This window comes from Streptomyces aureus, assembly GCF_001418135.1.
GTDB classification, from domain to species: domain Bacteria; phylum Actinomycetota; class Actinomycetes; order Streptomycetales; family Streptomycetaceae; genus Streptomyces; species Streptomyces aureus_A.
In genome coordinates this window covers 18,031-34,885 of record NZ_LIPQ01000006.1, presented here as the reverse complement: position 1 = coordinate 34,885, position 16,855 = coordinate 18,031, and the positions used below count along the sequence as shown (strand labels likewise).

17 protein-coding genes are annotated in these 16,855 nt (G+C 72.5%); 7 read left to right on the top strand and 10 right to left on the bottom strand.

Annotated elements, in window-relative coordinates; genetic code table 11:
• Nucleotides 1-137: 137 nt before the first annotated feature.
• Nucleotides 138-3,749 (top strand): cobaltochelatase subunit CobN, encoded by a 3,612-nt coding sequence (gene cobN, locus AOK00_RS00700; protein ID WP_055598368.1) that lies wholly within the window; start codon nucleotides 138-140, stop codon nucleotides 3,747-3,749.
• 72 nt (nucleotides 3,750-3,821) lie between these two features.
• Here cobN and abc-f read toward each other — a convergent pair whose 3' ends face one another.
• Nucleotides 3,822-5,429 carry a ribosomal protection-like ABC-F family protein gene (gene abc-f, locus AOK00_RS00695; protein ID WP_055598367.1) on the bottom strand — a complete coding sequence of 536 codons (1,608 nt, stop codon included), beginning with the start codon at nucleotides 5,427-5,429 and terminating at the stop codon, nucleotides 3,822-3,824.
• A gap of 119 nt (nucleotides 5,430-5,548) precedes the next feature.
• Nucleotides 5,549-5,896 (bottom strand): DoxX family protein, encoded by a 348-nt coding sequence (locus AOK00_RS00690; RefSeq protein WP_055598366.1) that lies wholly within the window; start codon nucleotides 5,894-5,896, stop codon nucleotides 5,549-5,551.
• 92 nt (nucleotides 5,897-5,988) lie between these two features.
• On the opposite strand from AOK00_RS00690, the gene AOK00_RS00685 reads away from it, so the two are divergent.
• The 4 genes from AOK00_RS00685 to AOK00_RS00670 all read left to right on the top strand — a co-directional run bounded on the left by AOK00_RS00685 (nucleotide 5,989) and on the right by AOK00_RS00670 (nucleotide 9,138).
• Nucleotides 5,989-6,432, top strand: coding sequence for a MarR family winged helix-turn-helix transcriptional regulator (locus tag AOK00_RS00685; RefSeq protein WP_254047194.1), 444 nt, complete (start codon nucleotides 5,989-5,991; stop codon nucleotides 6,430-6,432).
• Between the two features lie 109 nt (nucleotides 6,433-6,541).
• Complete coding sequence (locus AOK00_RS00680) at nucleotides 6,542-7,417, top strand: alpha/beta fold hydrolase (protein WP_055598375.1); 876 nt, start codon at nucleotides 6,542-6,544, stop codon at nucleotides 7,415-7,417.
• 312 nt (nucleotides 7,418-7,729) lie between these two features.
• Nucleotides 7,730-8,779 carry a DUF1648 domain-containing protein gene (locus AOK00_RS00675; RefSeq protein ID WP_254047193.1) on the top strand — a complete coding sequence of 350 codons (1,050 nt, stop codon included), beginning with the start codon at nucleotides 7,730-7,732 and terminating at the stop codon, nucleotides 8,777-8,779.
• A 2-nt stretch (nucleotides 8,780-8,781) separates the two neighbouring features.
• Complete coding sequence (locus AOK00_RS00670) at nucleotides 8,782-9,138, top strand: GntR family transcriptional regulator (protein WP_055598364.1); 357 nt, start codon at nucleotides 8,782-8,784, stop codon at nucleotides 9,136-9,138.
• A 59-nt stretch (nucleotides 9,139-9,197) separates the two neighbouring features.
• On the opposite strand, the gene AOK00_RS00665 is transcribed toward AOK00_RS00670, so the two are convergent.
• The 5 genes from AOK00_RS00665 to AOK00_RS00645 all read right to left on the bottom strand — a co-directional run bounded on the left by AOK00_RS00665 (nucleotide 9,198) and on the right by AOK00_RS00645 (nucleotide 13,848).
• Nucleotides 9,198-10,157 carry a D-2-hydroxyacid dehydrogenase family protein gene (locus AOK00_RS00665; protein WP_055598363.1) on the bottom strand — a complete coding sequence of 320 codons (960 nt, stop codon included), beginning with the start codon at nucleotides 10,155-10,157 and terminating at the stop codon, nucleotides 9,198-9,200.
• Nucleotides 10,158-10,253: 96 nt separating this feature from the next.
• Nucleotides 10,254-10,691 (bottom strand): hypothetical protein, encoded by a 438-nt coding sequence (locus AOK00_RS00660; protein ID WP_055598362.1) that lies wholly within the window; start codon nucleotides 10,689-10,691, stop codon nucleotides 10,254-10,256.
• A complete protein-coding gene (locus tag AOK00_RS00655) occupies nucleotides 10,688-12,151 on the bottom strand; it encodes an APC family permease (protein WP_055598361.1) in 1,464 nt (487 codons plus the stop codon). The genes AOK00_RS00660 and AOK00_RS00655 overlap by 4 nt, the downstream gene beginning before the upstream one ends.
• Before the next feature lie 183 nt (nucleotides 12,152-12,334).
• On the bottom strand, nucleotides 12,335-12,856 hold the full coding sequence (locus tag AOK00_RS00650) for a TetR/AcrR family transcriptional regulator C-terminal domain-containing protein (protein WP_254047192.1): 522 nt from the start codon (nucleotides 12,854-12,856) through the stop codon (nucleotides 12,335-12,337).
• Between the two features lie 29 nt (nucleotides 12,857-12,885).
• On the bottom strand, nucleotides 12,886-13,848 hold the full coding sequence (locus AOK00_RS00645; protein ID WP_055598360.1) for a GlxA family transcriptional regulator: 963 nt from the start codon (nucleotides 13,846-13,848) through the stop codon (nucleotides 12,886-12,888).
• Nucleotides 13,849-13,963: 115 nt separating this feature from the next.
• On the opposite strand from AOK00_RS00645, the gene AOK00_RS00640 reads away from it, so the two are divergent.
• Both AOK00_RS00640 and AOK00_RS00635 read left to right on the top strand, forming a co-directional pair.
• On the top strand, nucleotides 13,964-14,563 hold the full coding sequence (locus tag AOK00_RS00640; RefSeq protein WP_030323687.1) for an MBL fold metallo-hydrolase: 600 nt from the start codon (nucleotides 13,964-13,966) through the stop codon (nucleotides 14,561-14,563).
• A 183-nt stretch (nucleotides 14,564-14,746) separates the two neighbouring features.
• Nucleotides 14,747-15,106 carry a hypothetical protein gene (locus tag AOK00_RS00635; RefSeq protein ID WP_055598359.1) on the top strand — a complete coding sequence of 120 codons (360 nt, stop codon included), beginning with the start codon at nucleotides 14,747-14,749 and terminating at the stop codon, nucleotides 15,104-15,106.
• Between the two features lie 4 nt (nucleotides 15,107-15,110).
• On the opposite strand, the gene AOK00_RS00630 is transcribed toward AOK00_RS00635, so the two are convergent.
• The 3 genes from AOK00_RS00630 to AOK00_RS00620 all read right to left on the bottom strand — a co-directional run bounded on the left by AOK00_RS00630 (nucleotide 15,111) and on the right by AOK00_RS00620 (nucleotide 16,853).
• Nucleotides 15,111-15,383, bottom strand: a complete 273-nt coding sequence (locus AOK00_RS00630) for an SCO5918 family protein (RefSeq protein WP_055598358.1) — start codon at nucleotides 15,381-15,383, stop codon at nucleotides 15,111-15,113.
• Nucleotides 15,384-15,591: 208 nt separating this feature from the next.
• Nucleotides 15,592-15,795 (bottom strand): cold-shock protein, encoded by a 204-nt coding sequence (locus AOK00_RS00625; protein WP_055598357.1) that lies wholly within the window; start codon nucleotides 15,793-15,795, stop codon nucleotides 15,592-15,594.
• Nucleotides 15,796-16,358: 563 nt separating this feature from the next.
• The gene (locus AOK00_RS00620; RefSeq protein WP_055598356.1) at nucleotides 16,359-16,853 is read right to left on the bottom strand and encodes an iron chaperone; all 495 of its coding nucleotides are present in this window, start codon (nucleotides 16,851-16,853) and stop codon (nucleotides 16,359-16,361) included.
• Nucleotides 16,854-16,855: the final 2 nt, after the last annotated feature.

Here is a 16,855-nt window from a genome sequence, read left to right as displayed (position 1 = left end):
GAATCCGGCGCGGTCCCGCCACTGTGAGCCGGCCCGGCTGTGCGACCGCACGAGCCCGGGACCGGTGAGTCAGGAACTCCCGCCGTCCATACGACCACCCGGGGCGCGGACAACCCCGAGGAAGGCCTGCGCTCGCCATGCTTCTGCTGCTGTCGCACTCCGACACCGACCTGCTCAGCGCCCGCGCGGCCGGCGGCCCGGTGGAGTACCGCTTCGCCAACCCCGCCCGTCTCCCCCTGGCCGACCTGACCGGCCTCCTGGCCGAGGCCGAGCTCGTCGTCGTACGGCTCCTCGGCGGCCTCCGTTCCTGGGAGGAGGGCCTCGACGCGGTGCGTGCGGCCGGAAAGCCGGTGGTCGTCCTCAGCGGCGAACAGGCCCCCGACGCCCAGCTGATGGAGGCGTCCACCGTCCCCGTCGGCGTCGCCACCGAGGCGCACGCCTACCTGGCGCACGGCGGCCCCGCGAACCTGGAGCAGCTGGCCCGCTTCCTCTCCGACACCGTCCTGCTCACCGGGCACGGCTTCGAGTCCCCGGCGGCCGCCCCCACCTGGGGCCCGCTGGAGCGCGCCGCCCGCACGACGACCGGCCCGACCGTCGCCGTGCTCTACTACCGCGCCCACCACATGAGCGGGAACACCGCCTTCGTCGACGCGCTCTGCGGCGCGATCGAGGACGCCGGCGCCCAGGCCCTCCCGCTGTACGTGGCCTCCCTGCGCGCCCCCGAACCTGAACTGCTCGACCGGCTCCGCACCGCCGACGCGATCGTCACCACCGTCCTCGCGGCGGGCGGCACCAAGCCCGCCGAGGCGCAGGCCGGCGGCGACGAGGAGGCCTGGGACGCGGGCGCGCTGGCCGCTCTCGACGTCCCGATCCTGCAGGCCCTGTGCCTGACCGGTTCGCGCGCCGCCTGGGAGGAGAACGACGAGGGTCTCTCCCCGCTGGACGCCGCCAGCCAGGTCGCCGTCCCGGAGTTCGACGGCCGGCTCATCACCGTGCCGTTCTCCTTCAAGGAGATCGACGAGGACGGGCTGCCCGCGTACGTCGCCGACGCCGAGCGCGCGGCCCGCGTCGCCGGGATCGCCGTACGGCACGCCCGGCTCCGGCACATCCCGAACGCCGAGAAGAAGCTGGCGCTCGTCCTCTCCGCGTACCCGACGAAGCACTCCCGCATCGGCAACGCCGTCGGCCTCGACACCCCCGCCTCCGCCGTCTCGCTGCTGCGCCGCCTGCGCGAGGAGGGGTACGACTTCGGGCCCGTCGAGGACCTCCCCGGCCTCGTCTCCGGCGACGGCGACGAGCTGATCTACGCCCTCATCGAGGCCGGCGGCCACGACCAGGACTGGTTGACGGAGGAGCAGCTCGCCAAGAACCCGGTCCGCATCCCGGCCGCCGACTACAAGCGCTGGTACGCGACCCTCCCCGAGGAGCTGCGGACCCACGTCGAGGAGCACTGGGGCCCGGCGCCCGGCGAGATGTTCCTGGACCGCTCCCGCAACCCGGAGGGCGACATCGTCCTCGCGGCCCTGCGCCGCGGGAACCTGCTGATCCTCATCCAGCCGCCGCGCGGCTTCGGCGAGAACCCGATCGCGATCTACCACGACCCCGATCTCCCGCCGTCCCACCACTACCTGGCCGCCTACCGCTGGATCGCCGCCCGCGCCGAGGACGGCGGGTTCGGCGCCGACGCCATGGTGCACCTGGGCAAGCACGGCAACCTGGAGTGGCTGCCCGGCAAGAACGCCGGTCTGTCCGCCGCCTGCGGCCCCGACGCGGCCCTCGGCGACATCCCGCTGATCTACCCGTTCCTGGTCAACGACCCGGGCGAGGGCACCCAGGCCAAGCGCCGCGTGCACGCCACGCTCGTCGACCACCTGGTGCCGCCGATGGCCCGCGCCGACTCGTACGGCGACATCGCGCGCCTGGAGCAGCTGCTCGACGAGTACGCGCAGATCTCCTCCATGGACCCGGCGAAGCTGCCCGCGATCCGCGCCCAGATCTGGACGCTGATCCAGGCCGCCAAGCTCGACCACGACCTGGGCCTGGAGCAGCGCCCCGAGGACGACGGCTTCGACGACTTCCTGCTGCACGTCGACGGCTGGCTGTGCGAGGTCAAGGACGCCCAGATCCGCGACGGTCTGCACGTCCTCGGCGGCGCCCCGCAGGGCGAGGCCCGGGTCAACCTGGTCCTCTCCATCCTGCGCGCCCGCCAGATCTGGGGCGGCACGCAGGCCCTGCCCGGTCTGCGCGAGGCCCTCGGTCTCGACGAGTCGGCCGCGACCCGCACCACCGCCGACGAGGCGGAGGCGAAGGCCCGCGAGCTGGTCGAGGCGATGGAGACGGCGGACTGGTCCGTGGACGCCGTCCCGGCGGTCGCCGCCGCGTACGGCTCCGAGGTGCACGCGGTGCTCCGGTTCGCCTGCGAGCAGGTGGTGCCGCGCCTGGCCGCCACCACCGACGAGCTCAGCCACGCCGTGCACGCCCTGAACGGCGGCTTCGTCCCGGCCGGCCCGTCCGGTTCGCCGCTGCGCGGCCTGGTCAACGTCCTGCCGACCGGCCGGAACTTCTACTCGGTCGACCCGAAGGCCGTGCCGTCCCGGCTCGCCTGGGAGACCGGGCAGGCGCTCGCCGACTCGCTCCTGGAGCGCTACCGCACCGACAACGGCGAGTGGCCGACGTCCGTGGGCCTCTCCTTGTGGGGCACCAGCGCGATGCGCACCGCCGGCGACGACGTCGCCGAGGCGCTCGCCCTGCTGGGCGTCCGCCCGCTGTGGGACGAGGCCTCGCGCCGGGTGAACGGCCTGGAGCCGATCCCGCTCGCCGAACTGGGCCGCCCGCGCGTCGATGTCACCCTGCGCATCTCGGGCTTCTTCCGGGACGCGTTCCCGCACGTCATCGGTCTCCTCGACGACGCCGTGCGACTGGTCGCCGGTCTTGAGGGCGAGTCCGCCGAGGACAACTACGTCCGGGCCCACGCGCAGGCCGACCTCGCCGAGCACGGCGACGAGCGGCGCGCCACGACCCGTATCTTCGGCTCCCGGCCGGGCACCTACGGCGCGGGCATCCTCCAGCTGATCGACTCCCGCGACTGGCGCACCGACGCGGACCTCGCCGAGGTGTACACGGTGTGGGGCGGCTACGCGTACGGGCGCGGGCTCGAAGGCCGCCCGGCGCGCGCCGAGATGGAGACGGCGTACAAGCGGATCGCGGTGGCCGCGAAGAACACCGACACCCGCGAGCACGACATCGCCGACTCCGACGACTACTTCCAGTACCACGGCGGCATGGTGGCGACCGTCCGCGCGCTCAAAGGCACGGCCCCCGAGGCGTACATCGGCGACTCGACGCGTCCCGAGACCGTCCGCACCCGGACGCTCGTCGAGGAGACCTCCCGGGTCTTCCGTGCCCGTGTGGTCAACCCGCGCTGGATCGAGGCGATGCGCCGCCACGGCTACAAGGGCGCGTTCGAGCTGGCGGCGACCGTCGACTACCTCTTCGGGTACGACGCCACGACCGGCGTCGTCGCCGACTGGATGTACGACAAGCTCACCCAGGAGTACGTCCTCGACCCGGAGAACCAGGCCTTCCTGAAGGAGGCCAACCCCTGGGCCCTGCACGGCATCGCGGAGCGGCTCCTCGAAGCCGAGTCGCGCGGCATGTGGGAGAAGCCGGACCCGGAGACCCTGGCCGCGCTGCGCCAGGTGTTCCTGGAGACCGAGGGTGACCTCGAAGGCTCCTCCGACGAGGACTAGGTCCTCACGGGGTCAAGGTCCTCACGAGGGCCAGGTCCTCACGGGGACGAGATCCTCACGGGGGCCAGGTCCTCACCGGGACGAGGTCCTCACCAGGGCGGGGGCCGGTGCCAGTTCCAGGCGGCGGCCCCGGAAGCCCTCCCTGAGGCGCCGGTCGTGGGTGACCACGACCAGCGTGCCCGGGTAGTGCGCGAGCGCGGCCTCGATCTCCTCCACGAGCGCCGGGGCCAGGTGGTTGGTCGGCTCGTCGAGGAGGAGCAGATCGGCCGGTTCGGTGACGAGGCGTGCCAGTTCGAGTTTCCGGCGCTGTCCTGTCGACAGATACCGGACCGGGGTCTTCAGGTCCCCGGCGGAGAAGAGACCGAGGGCGAGCAGTTCGTCCGCACGGTCCGCTCCGAAGGCCTCGCCCACCGTACGGGGGTCGGTGGGCGGGGCCGTCTCCTGACGGAGCATCCCCACCCGGGCGGGCACCTTCACCATGCCCGCGTCCGGGTCGAGTTCGCCCGCGAGCACGTTCAGGAGGGTGCTCTTCCCGGCGCCGTTCGGCCCGGTGACCAGGAGTCGTTCGCCCGCGTCGAGGTGCAGGGCGTCGAGCCGGAGCCGGCCGCCCACACGGACGTCGGCGAGGTCGACGGGCGCGCCCTCCCCGCTGAGCTCCGCGCGGAACCGCAGCGGCTCCGGCGGCGCCGCCACCGGTTCGGTGGTCAGCCGGGTGAGCCGCTCGCGGGCGGCCCGGATCCGGCTCATCGCCCCGTGCGCCCGTGACCGGGCCCGGAAGGCGCCCGCCCCGCTGAACGAGGCCGGTGCCTTGCGAGGGATGGCCGAGAAGCGGTCGATGTTCGTGTCGGCGAGCGCCCTGTACCGCGCGAGTTCGGTCTTCCACTCCTCGTACTCCCGCTGTCTGCGGGCCCGTTCGGCGGCGCGCCCGGCGAGGTAGCCGCCGTAGCCGTCGCCGTAGCGGCGGACGGTGTGGCGGTCCTCGTCGACCTCCAGTACGGCGGTGGTCACCCGGTCGAGGAAGACCCGGTCGTGGGAGACGGCGACGACCGTGCCCCGGTGGGCCCGCAGCCGCTCCTCCAGCCAGGCCACCGCCTCGTCGTCGAGGTCGTTGGTCGGCTCGTCGAGCAGCAGCAGTTCGGGTTCGGCGGCGAGGACGGCGGCGAGCGCGAGCCGGGACCGCTGTCCGCCCGAGAGGGTGCCCAGGGGACGGGCCCGGTCGAGCGGTCCGGGTTCGCCGAGCCGCCGGAGCGTGGTCTCGACCCGCCGGTCGGCCCCGGCGCCGCCCCGCGCCTCGTGGGCGGCGAGCAGCTCCGCGTACCCGGCGAGGTCACCGGTGTCGGCGAGCTCCGCCTCGGCCGCCCGGATCGCCCGCTCCAGCTCTCGTACGTCCGCGAGCACATGGTCGACGGCGTCGCCGACGGTCGCGGTCGGGGGGAGGTCCAGGGTCTGGGCGAGGTGGCCGACGCCGCCGGGGGACTCGACGGTCAGCGTGCCGTTGTCGGCGGTCTCCAGACCGGCGAGGAGCCGGAGGAGGGTGGACTTCCCGGAGCCGTTGTCGCCGACGACGCCGAGGCGTTCACCGGGGCGGACGGTGAGGGAGATCCGGTCGAGCACGGTCCGGTTCCGGACGTGCAGGTCGTCGTAGCGCTTGCTGACGTCGGTGAGTTGGACACGGAACAAGGGCGATCTCCTGTACGTCGGCGACAGATCGGAGTGCGATCGAGACGAGACGTCTCGTCTCATGTCGTCGACCGTACTCCAGATGAGACCCCTTCGCAAGACGTTCCGTCTCGTCAGGCTCAGGCCGAGACCGTGCGCAGTACCAGTGCGGCTATCGCGAGCAGGGTGATGACCACGACCGGTGCCACCTCGTAGTCCTTCGCCCGCAGGTGGGTGATCAGGGCGCCGATGAAGTAGAGCGCGACGCCGATCGCCGCCGCCCCGCCGAGCGCCGGCACGACGAGCCCCGCGAGCAGGCCGAGCGCACCGGCCGCCTTCAGGCTCGCCAGGCGTGGCAGCCAGGAATCCGGCACGTCGAGCTTGGTCATGCTGCCGACGATCTGCGGGTTCCGCGTGAAGGTCAGGAAGGCCGAGGCCGAGAGTGCGAGGGCGAGCAGCACGGCGACGACGGCGTATCCGATGAACATGGACGCACTCCAATGGTCCGAGAGATTCAATCGTTGAACTGTATCAACGATTCTCCTCGCTCCACAATAGGGCCGCTGCTACGGTGGAGGACATGGCAGCTCTCCCGACCGACCGCCTCGGTTTCCTCCTCTCCTTCCGCGGGGAGCTCACCGGCGCGCGCATCCGCGCCGCCCTGGGCGTCGCCGGCCTGCACCCGAGGAACGCGATGACGCTGATGCAGCTCGCCCCCGGGTCGATGAGCCAGCGCGAGCTGGCCGCCGCCATGGAGGTCGACCCCAGCCAACTGGTCGCGATCCTCAATGAACTGGAGTCGGAGGGGCTCGCCGAGCGGCGCCGCGACCCGGCCGACCGACGCCGCCACATCGTGGAGATCACGGAGGCGGGCGCGGCCGCCCTCGACCGGGTCGACGCGGCCGTGAGCGCGGCCGAGCGCGAGCTCTTCGGCGACCTCACCGAAGCCGAACAGGTCCTGCTGCGCGGCCTGTTGGACCGGGTCGTCGTGGACGCGGCCGATCACGACTGCGACGCCGGGTAGAGACGCCGGGCGGAAGTTTTCCCGGAGGGTGCGCGCGACCGATGAGTTCCGGCGGGGCCTGGGGTCTACCCCTTTGAACAGCCGCACGGCCACCACCGAGGAGACGACCATGGTCGAGACCGACACCCGCGTCCTGGACACCGACGGCGCGACCCTGCGCTACGACGTACGCCCCGGCACCGGGACCGACGAGCGCCCCCTGCTGCTGATCGGCTCCCCGATGGACGCCACCGGGTTCACCACCCTCGCTTCCCACTTCGCCGACCGGACCGTCGTCACGTACGACCCGCGCGGGGTGTCCCGAAGCGAGCGCACCGACGGTGCGACGGAGACGCTCCCCGAGGAGCACGCCGACGACCTGGCCCGGCTGATCGAGGCGCTCGGCGCAGGCCCCGTGGACGTCTTCGCGAGCAGCGGCGGCGCGGTCAACGCCCTCGCGCTGGTCGCCCGGCGCGGCGATCTGGTGCACACCCTGGTCGCGCACGAGCCCCCGACCGCCCAGGTCGTCCCGGACCGCGAGGCGGCGCTCGAGGTCTGCGCGGACGTCCACGCCACCTATCTGCGGGACGGCTGGGGGCCCGCGATGGCCAAGTTCCTGGCGCTGACCGCCCGCAAGGGCGAGTTCCCGGCGAACTGGGCCGAGGAGCCCGCCCCCTCCCCGGCCGCGTTCGGCCTGCCGGCCGAGGACGACGGCTCGCGCGGCGACCCGCTGCTCGGCCAGAACATGCGTGGCTGCACCTCCTACGTTCCCGACTTCACCGCCCTGCGCGCCGCGCCGACCCGGATCGTCGTCGCGGCCGGCAAGGAGTCCGAGGGCACCTTCGCCGCCCGCGCCGCGGTCGCCGTCGCCGAGGGCGTCGGCACCCCGCTCGCCGTCTTCCCGAGCCACCACGGCGGCTTCCTGGGCGGCGAGTTCGGCCAGCAGGGCGCTCCGGCGGAGTTCGCGGAGGCCCTGCGCGCGGTCCTCGACGACAACGCCCGCTGACCCGCCGGGTCGACCCGCCCGCTGACCCGCCGGGTCGACCCGCCCGTCGGCCCGCCGGGTCGACCCGCCCGTCGGCCCGCCGCGTCGACGTTTCCGAGTCCGAGCTTGACCAGGTTCCGCCGGTTGGCCGCCGAGTCGCGGATCGTCCGCACCTGGGCTCGTCGTCGTTGTCGACGAGTCGTAGCCGTCCACGAGCCTGCCCTTGCCGCCACAAAGCTGTGGACAGGGTCCGCATCCGGAAAGAGAGCCGGGTTGTTCTAGCGAAGTACGAACAACTTGTTCTATCCTGATGCGAACAAGGGAGGGGTTCTCATGAACCGAGCCAGGCCGTCCACACCCGACACCCCCGACACACCCGGCGTGCCCGCCACTCCGGCGACACCCGCGACACCGCCGACTCCGGCGGCCACACGCCGCCTTCGCGCGCTCGCAGCTTTCCCGTTCGTCCTCACCCTCATCGGCTACCTGACGCTGCTCACCGTCTGGGACGACCGGATCCCCGACACCCTCGCCACCCACTTCTCCGGGGCCGACGGCGGCCGCGCCGACGGCTTCACCGGCCGCACCGCGTTCACCGTGATCAGCGTCGCCCTGCTCCTCGGGCTCGGCACCGGCTGGACGGCCCTGGTCCGCCGCACCGCGCTCTGGGGCGCGTGGGCGACGGCCGGTTTCGCAGGAGCGCTGCTCGTCCTCCTCGTACGGGACAACCTGGACGCCGTCGACCCGGCCCGGGTCGTCTCCCCGCTCACCGACCTGGCGCTCGGCGCGACGGTCGCCACCCTGTGCGCCCTCGCGGGCTGGGCGCTGACCCGGCTCGTACCGGCCGGGGAAGGGGCGGACGTGCCTCAAGGCGGGCCCGACGCACCACGGCTCGCGCTCGGCCCGAGCGAGGTCGCCGGCTGGAGCCGTGCCACCACCTCCCGGCCGCTGACCGTCCTCGCGGTGCTCGCCCTCGTCGCCGTCCCGGTCGGCCTGGTCGTCGCGCCCTGGCCCGGCGCCCTGCTCGCGCTGCTCGGCCTGGTCGTCGGCGTACCGGGGCTGGCCCTCGCCCGGGTCCGGGTCACCGTCGACCGGCGCGGCGTCACCGTCCGGCCCTCGTTCGTCTCCCGGCCACGCGTGCGCGTGCCGCTCGACGAGGTCGCGGGCGCGAGCGTCCGGGAGCTCGACACCGCCGCCGTGCTCGCCGACTACGGCGGCTGGGGCTACCGGGTCCGCGCCGACCGTACGGGTGTGGTGCTGCACTCCGGCGAGGCCCTCGTCGTACGGCGGGGCAGCGGCCGTGAGTTCGCGGTCACCGTGCCCGACGCGCACACCGCCGCCGCCCTCCTCAACACGCTCGCCGAACGACATGGGAAGGTCTGACCGTGCTCTTCCGTGTCGACCCGGCCTCCGCCGTGCCCCTCGGCGACCAGATCGCCGCCTGTGTCCGGGGCGCCCTCGCCGACGGCTCCGCCGCGCCCGGCGAACGCCTCCCGGCCGCCCGGGAACTCGCCGACTCCCTCGGCGTCAACGTCCACACCGTCCTCCGCGGCTATCAGCGGCTCCGCGAGGAGGGCCTGATCGAACTCCGCCGGGGCCGCGGCGCCCTCATCGTCCCCGGCGCCACCGCCCCCGACCGCGCCCGCCTGGTCTCCCGGCTCCGCGAGGCGGCGGCGGACGCCCGCGAACTGGGCCTGACGGACGAGGAGTTCGTCGAACTCGCGCGGACGAGCCTGGCATAGGCCACGGCAGCGCGCGGACGAGCCCGGCGCGGGTCACCCCCTGGTGCGGCCCGGCCGGCTCAGCCCAGCTCCCGTACCGGCGCACCCGCCAGAAACGCCTCGATGTCCTCCACCGCCTGCCCGAAGTACCGCCCGTAGTTCCCCTCGGTCACATAGCCGAGGTGCGGCAGCGCGAGCACGTTCGGCAGGGACCGCAGCGGATCGTCCGCGGGCAGCGGCTCCGTCTCGAAGACATCGAGCCCGGCCCCCGCGATCCACCCCTCGCGCAGCGCCCGCAGCAGCGCACCGCCGTCGACGAGCCCCGCCCGGGAGGTGTTGACGAGGTACGCGTGCGGGCGCATCGCCCGTAGCTCGGGCTCCCCGACCAGGCCGCGGGTCCGGTCCGAGAGCACCATGTGGAGCGAGACGAAGTCGCCGTCCGTGAACAGCTCCCGCTTGTCCTTGGCGCGCCGTACGCCGTGCTCGGCGGCCCGCTCCTCCGTCAGGTTCGGGCTCCACGCGCGCACGTCCATCCCGAAGGCGAGGCCGATCCGGGCCACCCGGGCGCCGATCTTGCCGAGACCGACGAGACCGAGGGTCCGGCCCGCCAGGTCGGCGCCGACGGTGGACTGCCAGGGCCCGCCCTCGCGCAGCGCCCGCGCCTCGGCCGGTACGTGCCGGGCCAGGCCGAGGAGGAGCGCCCAGGTGAGTTCGGTGGGCGGTTCGGAACTGCTGGCCGTGCCGCAGACGGTGACCCCGCGCGCGCGTGCGGCGGCGACGTCGACGGAGGCGTTGCGCATCCCGGAGGTGATCAGGAGCCGGAGCCGGGGGAGCCGGGCCAGGAGCCCGGCGTCGAGGGGGGTCCGTTCCCGCATGACGACGAGGATCTCGCAGTCCTCGACGGCGGCGACGAGCGCGTCCCGGTCGGTGAGGTGCTCGCGCAGGACGCGTACGTCGACGCGGTCGGCGAGCGGGGTCCAGTCGGCGGAGGCCAGGGCGACGCCCTGGTAGTCGTCGAGTACGGCGCAGCGCAGCTTCATGACGGCATGATCGCGCACGGCCCGGGGCCGGCGGGGGCTGCCCCCACCGGCCCCGGGCGGCCGCTGTCCGGGTCCGGGCGGGCCGGGCCCCGCACCTCACCGACGGACGGTGTCGTCGGTCTTGAGGTCGTTCAGGGCGTCCTCGAAGTCGTCGACCTCGTCCGGGCAGTAGACCTGGAGGACGATCCGCTCGACCTCGACGGCCTTGGCGTCGGTGATGACGGGACGCATTCCGGGGCCGGTGGCGCCGTTCCCCTGCTGGATCTTCCACAGCGCGGTCTTCAGGGCGTTGCCCGGATCGTCGCAGACCGGGCCGCCGTCGGTGCCGAGCACCTCTTCGACGGTGTCGGTGTCGGGGGACGGGTAGCCGGCCTTCACCAGCTCCTCCTGGAGCTGGTTGGCCTTGGCCGCGGTCTCGTTGTTCGTCGTCACGCGCTCGTACCGGACGAGGCCGGTGATGACGAGGCCGACGAGGATCACGATCGCGCCCCAGTAGATCCATTTGTGCTCGGAGGCGAACTGGGTGGGGCTCATGCCTGCTCTCCCTCGCTCGGAGTCGCGGCGGGGGCCGTCTTCCAGCTCGGCTTGCGGAACTTCAGGAAGGCCCACGGGATGAGCAGGCCCAGGATGACGAGGCCGCCGCCGACGATGGCGATGTACGACCAGACGCTGCCGCTGCCGAACTGCGAGCTCGGGATGAAGCCGATGCACAGGGCGGCGAGCGAGGCGAGCAGACCGACGACGCACAGCACGCCGAGGGCGGGTGCGCGGTAGCCGCGGGGGTGGTCGGGCTGGGTCTTCCGCAGCCGCATCGCCGCGGCGAACATCAGCAGGTAGACGATCAGGTACACCTGCGTGGTGATGACCGAGAAGATCCAGTAGACGCTGGAGACGTTCGGGATCAGCGCGTACCCGAGGGCGATGAGCGTGGTGACGACGCCCTGCGCGACCAGGATGTTCTGCTGGATGCCGTTCTTGTTCAGCTTCTGCAGGTACGGCGGAAGGTAGCCCTCCTGGCGGGAGATCTCCAGCAGGCCCTTCGAGGGCCCGGCGAGCCAGGTGAGCATGCCGGCGAGGGAGGCGGACACCAGGGCGACGGCGGCGATCGGGGTGAGCCAGCCGATGTTGAAGTAGGCGAAGAAGGCGTCGAACGCCTGCATCACACCCGCCGTGAGGCTGAGCTGGTCGGCGGGTACGACCCAGCTGATCGCGAGCGCCGGCAGGATGAAGATCAGCAGCACCAGGCCCACCGCCAGGAACATCGACTTGGGGTATTCCTTCGCCGGGTCCTTGAGCGAGGAGACGTGCACGGCGTTCATCTCCATGCCGGAGTACGACAGGAAGTTGTTGACGATCAGGACGAGGCTGGCGAGGCCCGTCCACTGCGGGAAGAGGTTCGCGGCGGTCATCGGGGCGGCCGAGGGGTTGCCCTGGCCGAGGAAGACCATGCCGAGGACCACCAGCAGGGTGCCGGGGATCAGGGTCCCGATGATCAGACCCCAGCTGGCGAGTCCGGCCAGTGCCTTCGTGCCGCGCGAGGAGATCCACACGCCCGTCCAGTAGAGGACCACGATGACGATCGCGGTGTACGGGCCGTTGGAGGCGAGTGCCGGGTCGATGATGAAGGCGATGGTGGACGCGACGAACCCGAGCAGGCTCGGGTAGTAGAAGATCGTCATCGCGAACTGGCACCACACGGCCAGGAATCCGAGCGGCTTCGACAGCCCCTCCGAGACCCATCGGTACACGCCGCCGTTCCAGCCGGAGGCGAGTTCGGCGGAGACCAGGGCGGTCGGCAGCAGGAACACGATCGCCGGGACGAGGTAGAGGAACACACAGGCCAAGCCGTAGACGGCCATGGTGGGCGCGGCCCGCAGACTCGCCACCGACGCGGTGGTCATCAGGGCGAGCGTCACCCAGGTGAGGGTGGTGGGCGCGGGCCGCGTCACCGCCCGCGGTTTGGGTACGTCGGCCGGTGTGTCGATGCTGCTCATGGGGGCCCTCCCTGTGGTCGCGCGATGAGCCCAAGCTCGATCGTGCGGGGGCCTTCCACAAGCGGGGTGCGTCCGTACGGGGGACCCGGTGCGGGTACGCGGCCGGGTCCGTCGGCCGACCGCCCGACCGCCCGACCTCCCGTCAGCCCGACCGCCCGTCAGCCCGTCAGGCCGGGCGGCCCGTCAGCCCGGCAGTCGGGCGGTCAGGCCGTCGAGCAGGCAGTCGAGCCCGAACGCGAAGGCGTCGACGGGGGCTTCGGCGTAGTCGCTCGCGGCCAGTGCGTCGATACGGCTCCGCAGCCGAGGGAACCGCCTGCCGACCTCGACGGCCTCCTTCATGGTGGCGGCGAACACCTCCTCGGCGTCACCGCCGTCGCGCTCGATCCGACGGGTCAGGACGGCCGTGGCGGCGGCGGACGAGGCGTTGCCGAGGACGTACGTGAACACGGCCGCGGCGGCCCGGTCGGCCTCGGGTCCGACGAACCCGGCGGCCTCGTACACCGCGAGGTTGTGGTCGTCGTGGCGCGCCTTGCCCTCGCCGTGGAAGAGGTGGGTCGCGAAGGCCTGTACGAGCCAGGGGTGCCGGGTGAACATCGGGTGCAGGTCACCGGCCATGGCGACGGCGGCGGTGCGCCAGCCGACGGTGTCGAGGTCGGGGAGCCCGATCTCGTCCCAGACCAGGTCGCCGGCGCGCGGCCGGTCCACCCCCGGACGGTGGGGTGGCCGGTCCGGCCTCAGACGGCGGGCGTACGGGTGAAGGAGCGCCGGTACGACCGGGGCGGGACGCCACGGCGGCGGACGAACTGGGCGCGGAGCACCGCCGCGCTCCCGAAGCCGACCGCGTGGGCGATCTCCTCGACCGGCAGATCCGTGGTCTCCAGGAGCTCCTCGGCCCGGCTCAGCCGCAGGGAGAGCAGCCACGCGTGCGGGGTGGTGCCCGTGGAGGCGGCGAACCGGCGCGCGAAGGAGCGGCGGCTCATCAGTGCCCGGCGGGCCAGCTCCGCGACGGGAAGCGGCTCGTGGAGATGCTCCCGGGCCCAGGCGAGGACGTCGGTGAGCCGGTCGTCCCGGCTGTCCTCGGGTACGGGTGTGGCGAGGTACTGGGCCTGGCCGCCGTCCCGGTGGGAGGGGAGCACCAGGTCCCGGGCGATGGCGTTGGCCGTGGTGGCGCCGTACTCCCGGCGCAGCAGGTGCAGGCAGAGGTCGAAGCCGGCGGCGGCGCCCGCGCCCGTGACGACGGTGCCCTGGTCGACGTAGAGGGCGTCGGGTTCGACGGTGACGTCCGGGTGGCGCTCGGCCAGGAGTCCGGCGAACCGCCAGTGCGTGGTGGCCCGCCGCCCGTCGAGCAGTCCGGCCGCGGCGAGCGCGAACGCCCCGACGCAGTGGGCCGCGACGAGTGCCCCGCGCGCGTGGGCGGCGGTCAGCGCGTCGAGCACGGCGGGCCCCGGGGGCGTACGGAACTCGGCCCAGGGCAGGGCGATCACCAGGTCGGCGGTGGCCAGCCGGTCCAGACCGTGCTCGACCACGAGGGGCAGTCCGACGTCGGTGCGGACGTTTCCCGGCCGATCGGTGCAGAGCGCGAAGTCGAAGAGCGGAAGACCCCCGCCGCGCGCGTCGAACACCTCGGAGACGATGCCCGCGCCGAGCATGCCGACCCCGTGCGGGGCGTAGGCGGCGACGGTGACGAAGGGCGGCATGGGCCGAGTCTGGCACGGGGCCCGGCAGCGGCGCCGATGACGGTGGCACGATTCCCGCGATGGATGGCAGTACGGCCACTCGTGAAGATCCCCGCCGCGCAGAAGACTTGGGGGCATGACGAACCACGACGCACCGAGCGCCCGCACCGCCACCTACACGATCCTGACCACCGGATACACGCTCTCCACGGGCCCCGGGGTCGCCGCCACCGTCTCGTACGTGCGGGACGGCGACCGGCATGTGATCGTCGACCCCGGCATGGTGGCGAGCCGCGATCGGATCCTCGGCCCGCTCGCCGAACTCGGCCTGGGTCCGGACGACATCACCGACGTGGTGCTCAGCCACCACCACCCCGACAACACCATGAACGTCGGCCTCTTCGGCCGGGCCCGGGTCCACGACCACAAGGCGATCTACGAGAACGACCAGTGGACCGACCGCGACGCGGAGGGCCACGAGCTGGCTCCGTCGCTGCGGCTGATCCGTACCCCCGGCCACAGCCCCGAGGACATCACCCTCCTCGCCGGCACCGACACCGGGGTCGTCGCCTTCGTGGGCGACCTGTGGTGGCGGCCGAACGGTCCGGTGGAGGACCCGGTGGCCCCCGACCACACGGTCCTCAAGGACTCCCGCCTGCGCGTCCTGGCGACGGCCGACGTGATCGTCCCGGGCCACGGCCCGGCGTTCCCGGCGGACGACACGGCGCCGCTGTAGCGGGCAGGCGGGCGGCGGCGGGCGCGCCTGCGGCCCGACTACGGTCCGGCCGAGGTCCGGACGAAGTGCGGCTGCGGTCCGGCCGAAGTCCGCCTGCGGTCCGGCCGAGGTCCGGTCGTGATCCGGCCGCGGTGCCGACGCGGTACGGCCGTGGGGTCCAGGGGCCGCCTAGAATGGACTTCCATGTCGAAGCCTGACGAGCTGCTCGTTGACATTGCCGCCACGGTGGAGTCCGGGCAGAGCAATCAGATGTCCATGACGGTGGTCGTGGGGGGTGTGGTCCTCACCGGTCGACTGGCCCCGGAAGCCCTGTGGCGCCAGCGAGTGTCGGAGGTCCTGACGGACTCGGCCCGCCTGGGCGAGTTCTCGGGTGTCTTCAGCCCCTCCGAACGCGCGGACGGGCCACCCACCCACCTGCACTTCCACCTCGCCCGGATCCTCCAGGGCACGGTGGGCATCCCGGAGACCGGCGGCATGTACCGGGTCGCCCTGGAGGACGTCAGCGCCTGGACGGTGGGCGACTTCAGCTACTTCGATCACTGACCGGTCAGAAGGTCGTCTCGGAAGGCGAGGCCTGCTCCTCGGCGGTGACCGTGAGGCAGGTGAAGCCGAGCTTCGTCATGGCCCGCACGACCTCGCCGACGCTGAAGTCGCGGCGGTCCTGGCGGGTGACGACCTCGCCGACCTGCTTCACGGGGTACTGGCGCCGCCCGATGACGACGACGTCACCGATGGCGGGCTCGGGCTTGACGCCCTTCATGGATTCGAGCACGCCGGCCTTGGTCAGCTCGAACGGGAAGCGGGCGATGACACAGCGCATGGTGACTCCTGCGGAGAAGTGGTCCAGAAGGGGGCCGGCCAGGAAATTCCCGCAGCCGATGAGGGGTACTGAAGGGTACGAAGCGGTTCTACGAGGCACTGCACGGTACTGAGGTACCCAGGTTCTCAGGGTTGCAAAGAGCTGAGGCCCGCACCCCAAAGGTGCGGGCCTCAGCTCGTCAGCTCGTGCTACGCGTCAGCGCCGGGTGTCAGGCGGGGACGATGTTCTCGGCGGTCGGGCCCTTCTGGCCCTGCGCGATGTCGAAGCTCACCTTCTGGCCTTCCTGCAGCTCACGGAAGCCGGAAGAGGCGATGTTCGAGTAGTGGGCGAAGACGTCGGGGCCGCCGCCGTCCTGCTCGATGAAGCCGAAGCCCTTTTCCGAGTTGAACCACTTCACGGTGCCAGTCGCCATACCAAATTCTCCTTCGGGGCAGTGCTCGGAGCGCACACAGTGTGTGCTCCGTGTCGCCGCGATGATCGCCCCGTCCGGAAAAAAGCCCGGAAATGAAAAAGGGTGCCCAGCGCCGGAAAAACCGGAAGGGCACTCGTACGTTCGGGACCCACAACTGCAACTGATATCGACAGTAGCACGATGGGGCGGAGCGTGCGGGGTGAAGATTTCCCCCTGTCGCATCCCGTGTGTTTACATGACAAATTTTCACCGCGCGTAGCCGCGAATTCTCACGGGGCGATCCCGGAAATCTGCCCGCGCGGAGCACGGAGCGCAGGGGGTTCGGGGAGGTATCGGCGGCGCTGGGGCCCAGGTCGCGCCGTCCGGTCGATGACCGGCTGTCCCCGGGCCGGTCGTCACGGGGACGACGGAGCGACCGACTCCCACGCCCGAAGAAGGCCCGCCATGACCGCCACGCTCAACGGCTCTGCTCGCGGCGCCCGTTCCCATCCCCGGGGCGGACGCCGTCGTCTGCTGCTCGGCGGGACGACTCGGGACCCGCTGGTCCGCGCCGTGGGCCGGTGTCAGCCGGCGGCGCGCGCGATGAGCGCGGCGATCCTGGCCTCGTCGGCGACGGTGAGCTCGGTCAGGGCGTAGCTGGTCGCCCACATGGTGCCCTCGTCGAGCTGAGCGAGGTCGCTGAAGCCGAGCGTGGCGTAGCGGCTCTTGAACTTCTGCGCGCTCTGGAAGAAACAGACGACCTTGCCGTCCTTGGCGTACGCGGGCATCCCGTACCAGGTCTTCGGCGCCAGGCCGGGCGCGTGCTCCTTGACGATCGCGTGGATCTTCTCGGCGAGGACCCGGTCGGTGTCCGTCATCTCGGCGATCTTCGCCAGGGCATCGGCCTCCCCGTCGGCCTTGGCCGAGCGCGAGCCGCGCCGGGCGGTGCCCTTGAGCTCCGTGGCGCGCTCCTTCATCGCGTCGCGCTCTTCCTCGGTGAAGCCGTCGTACTTCGCGCCGCTCTTGGCGGTGGTGGTGCCGGTGCTGGTGCTCTTGGTGGACGACCGCGTGTTCGACATGA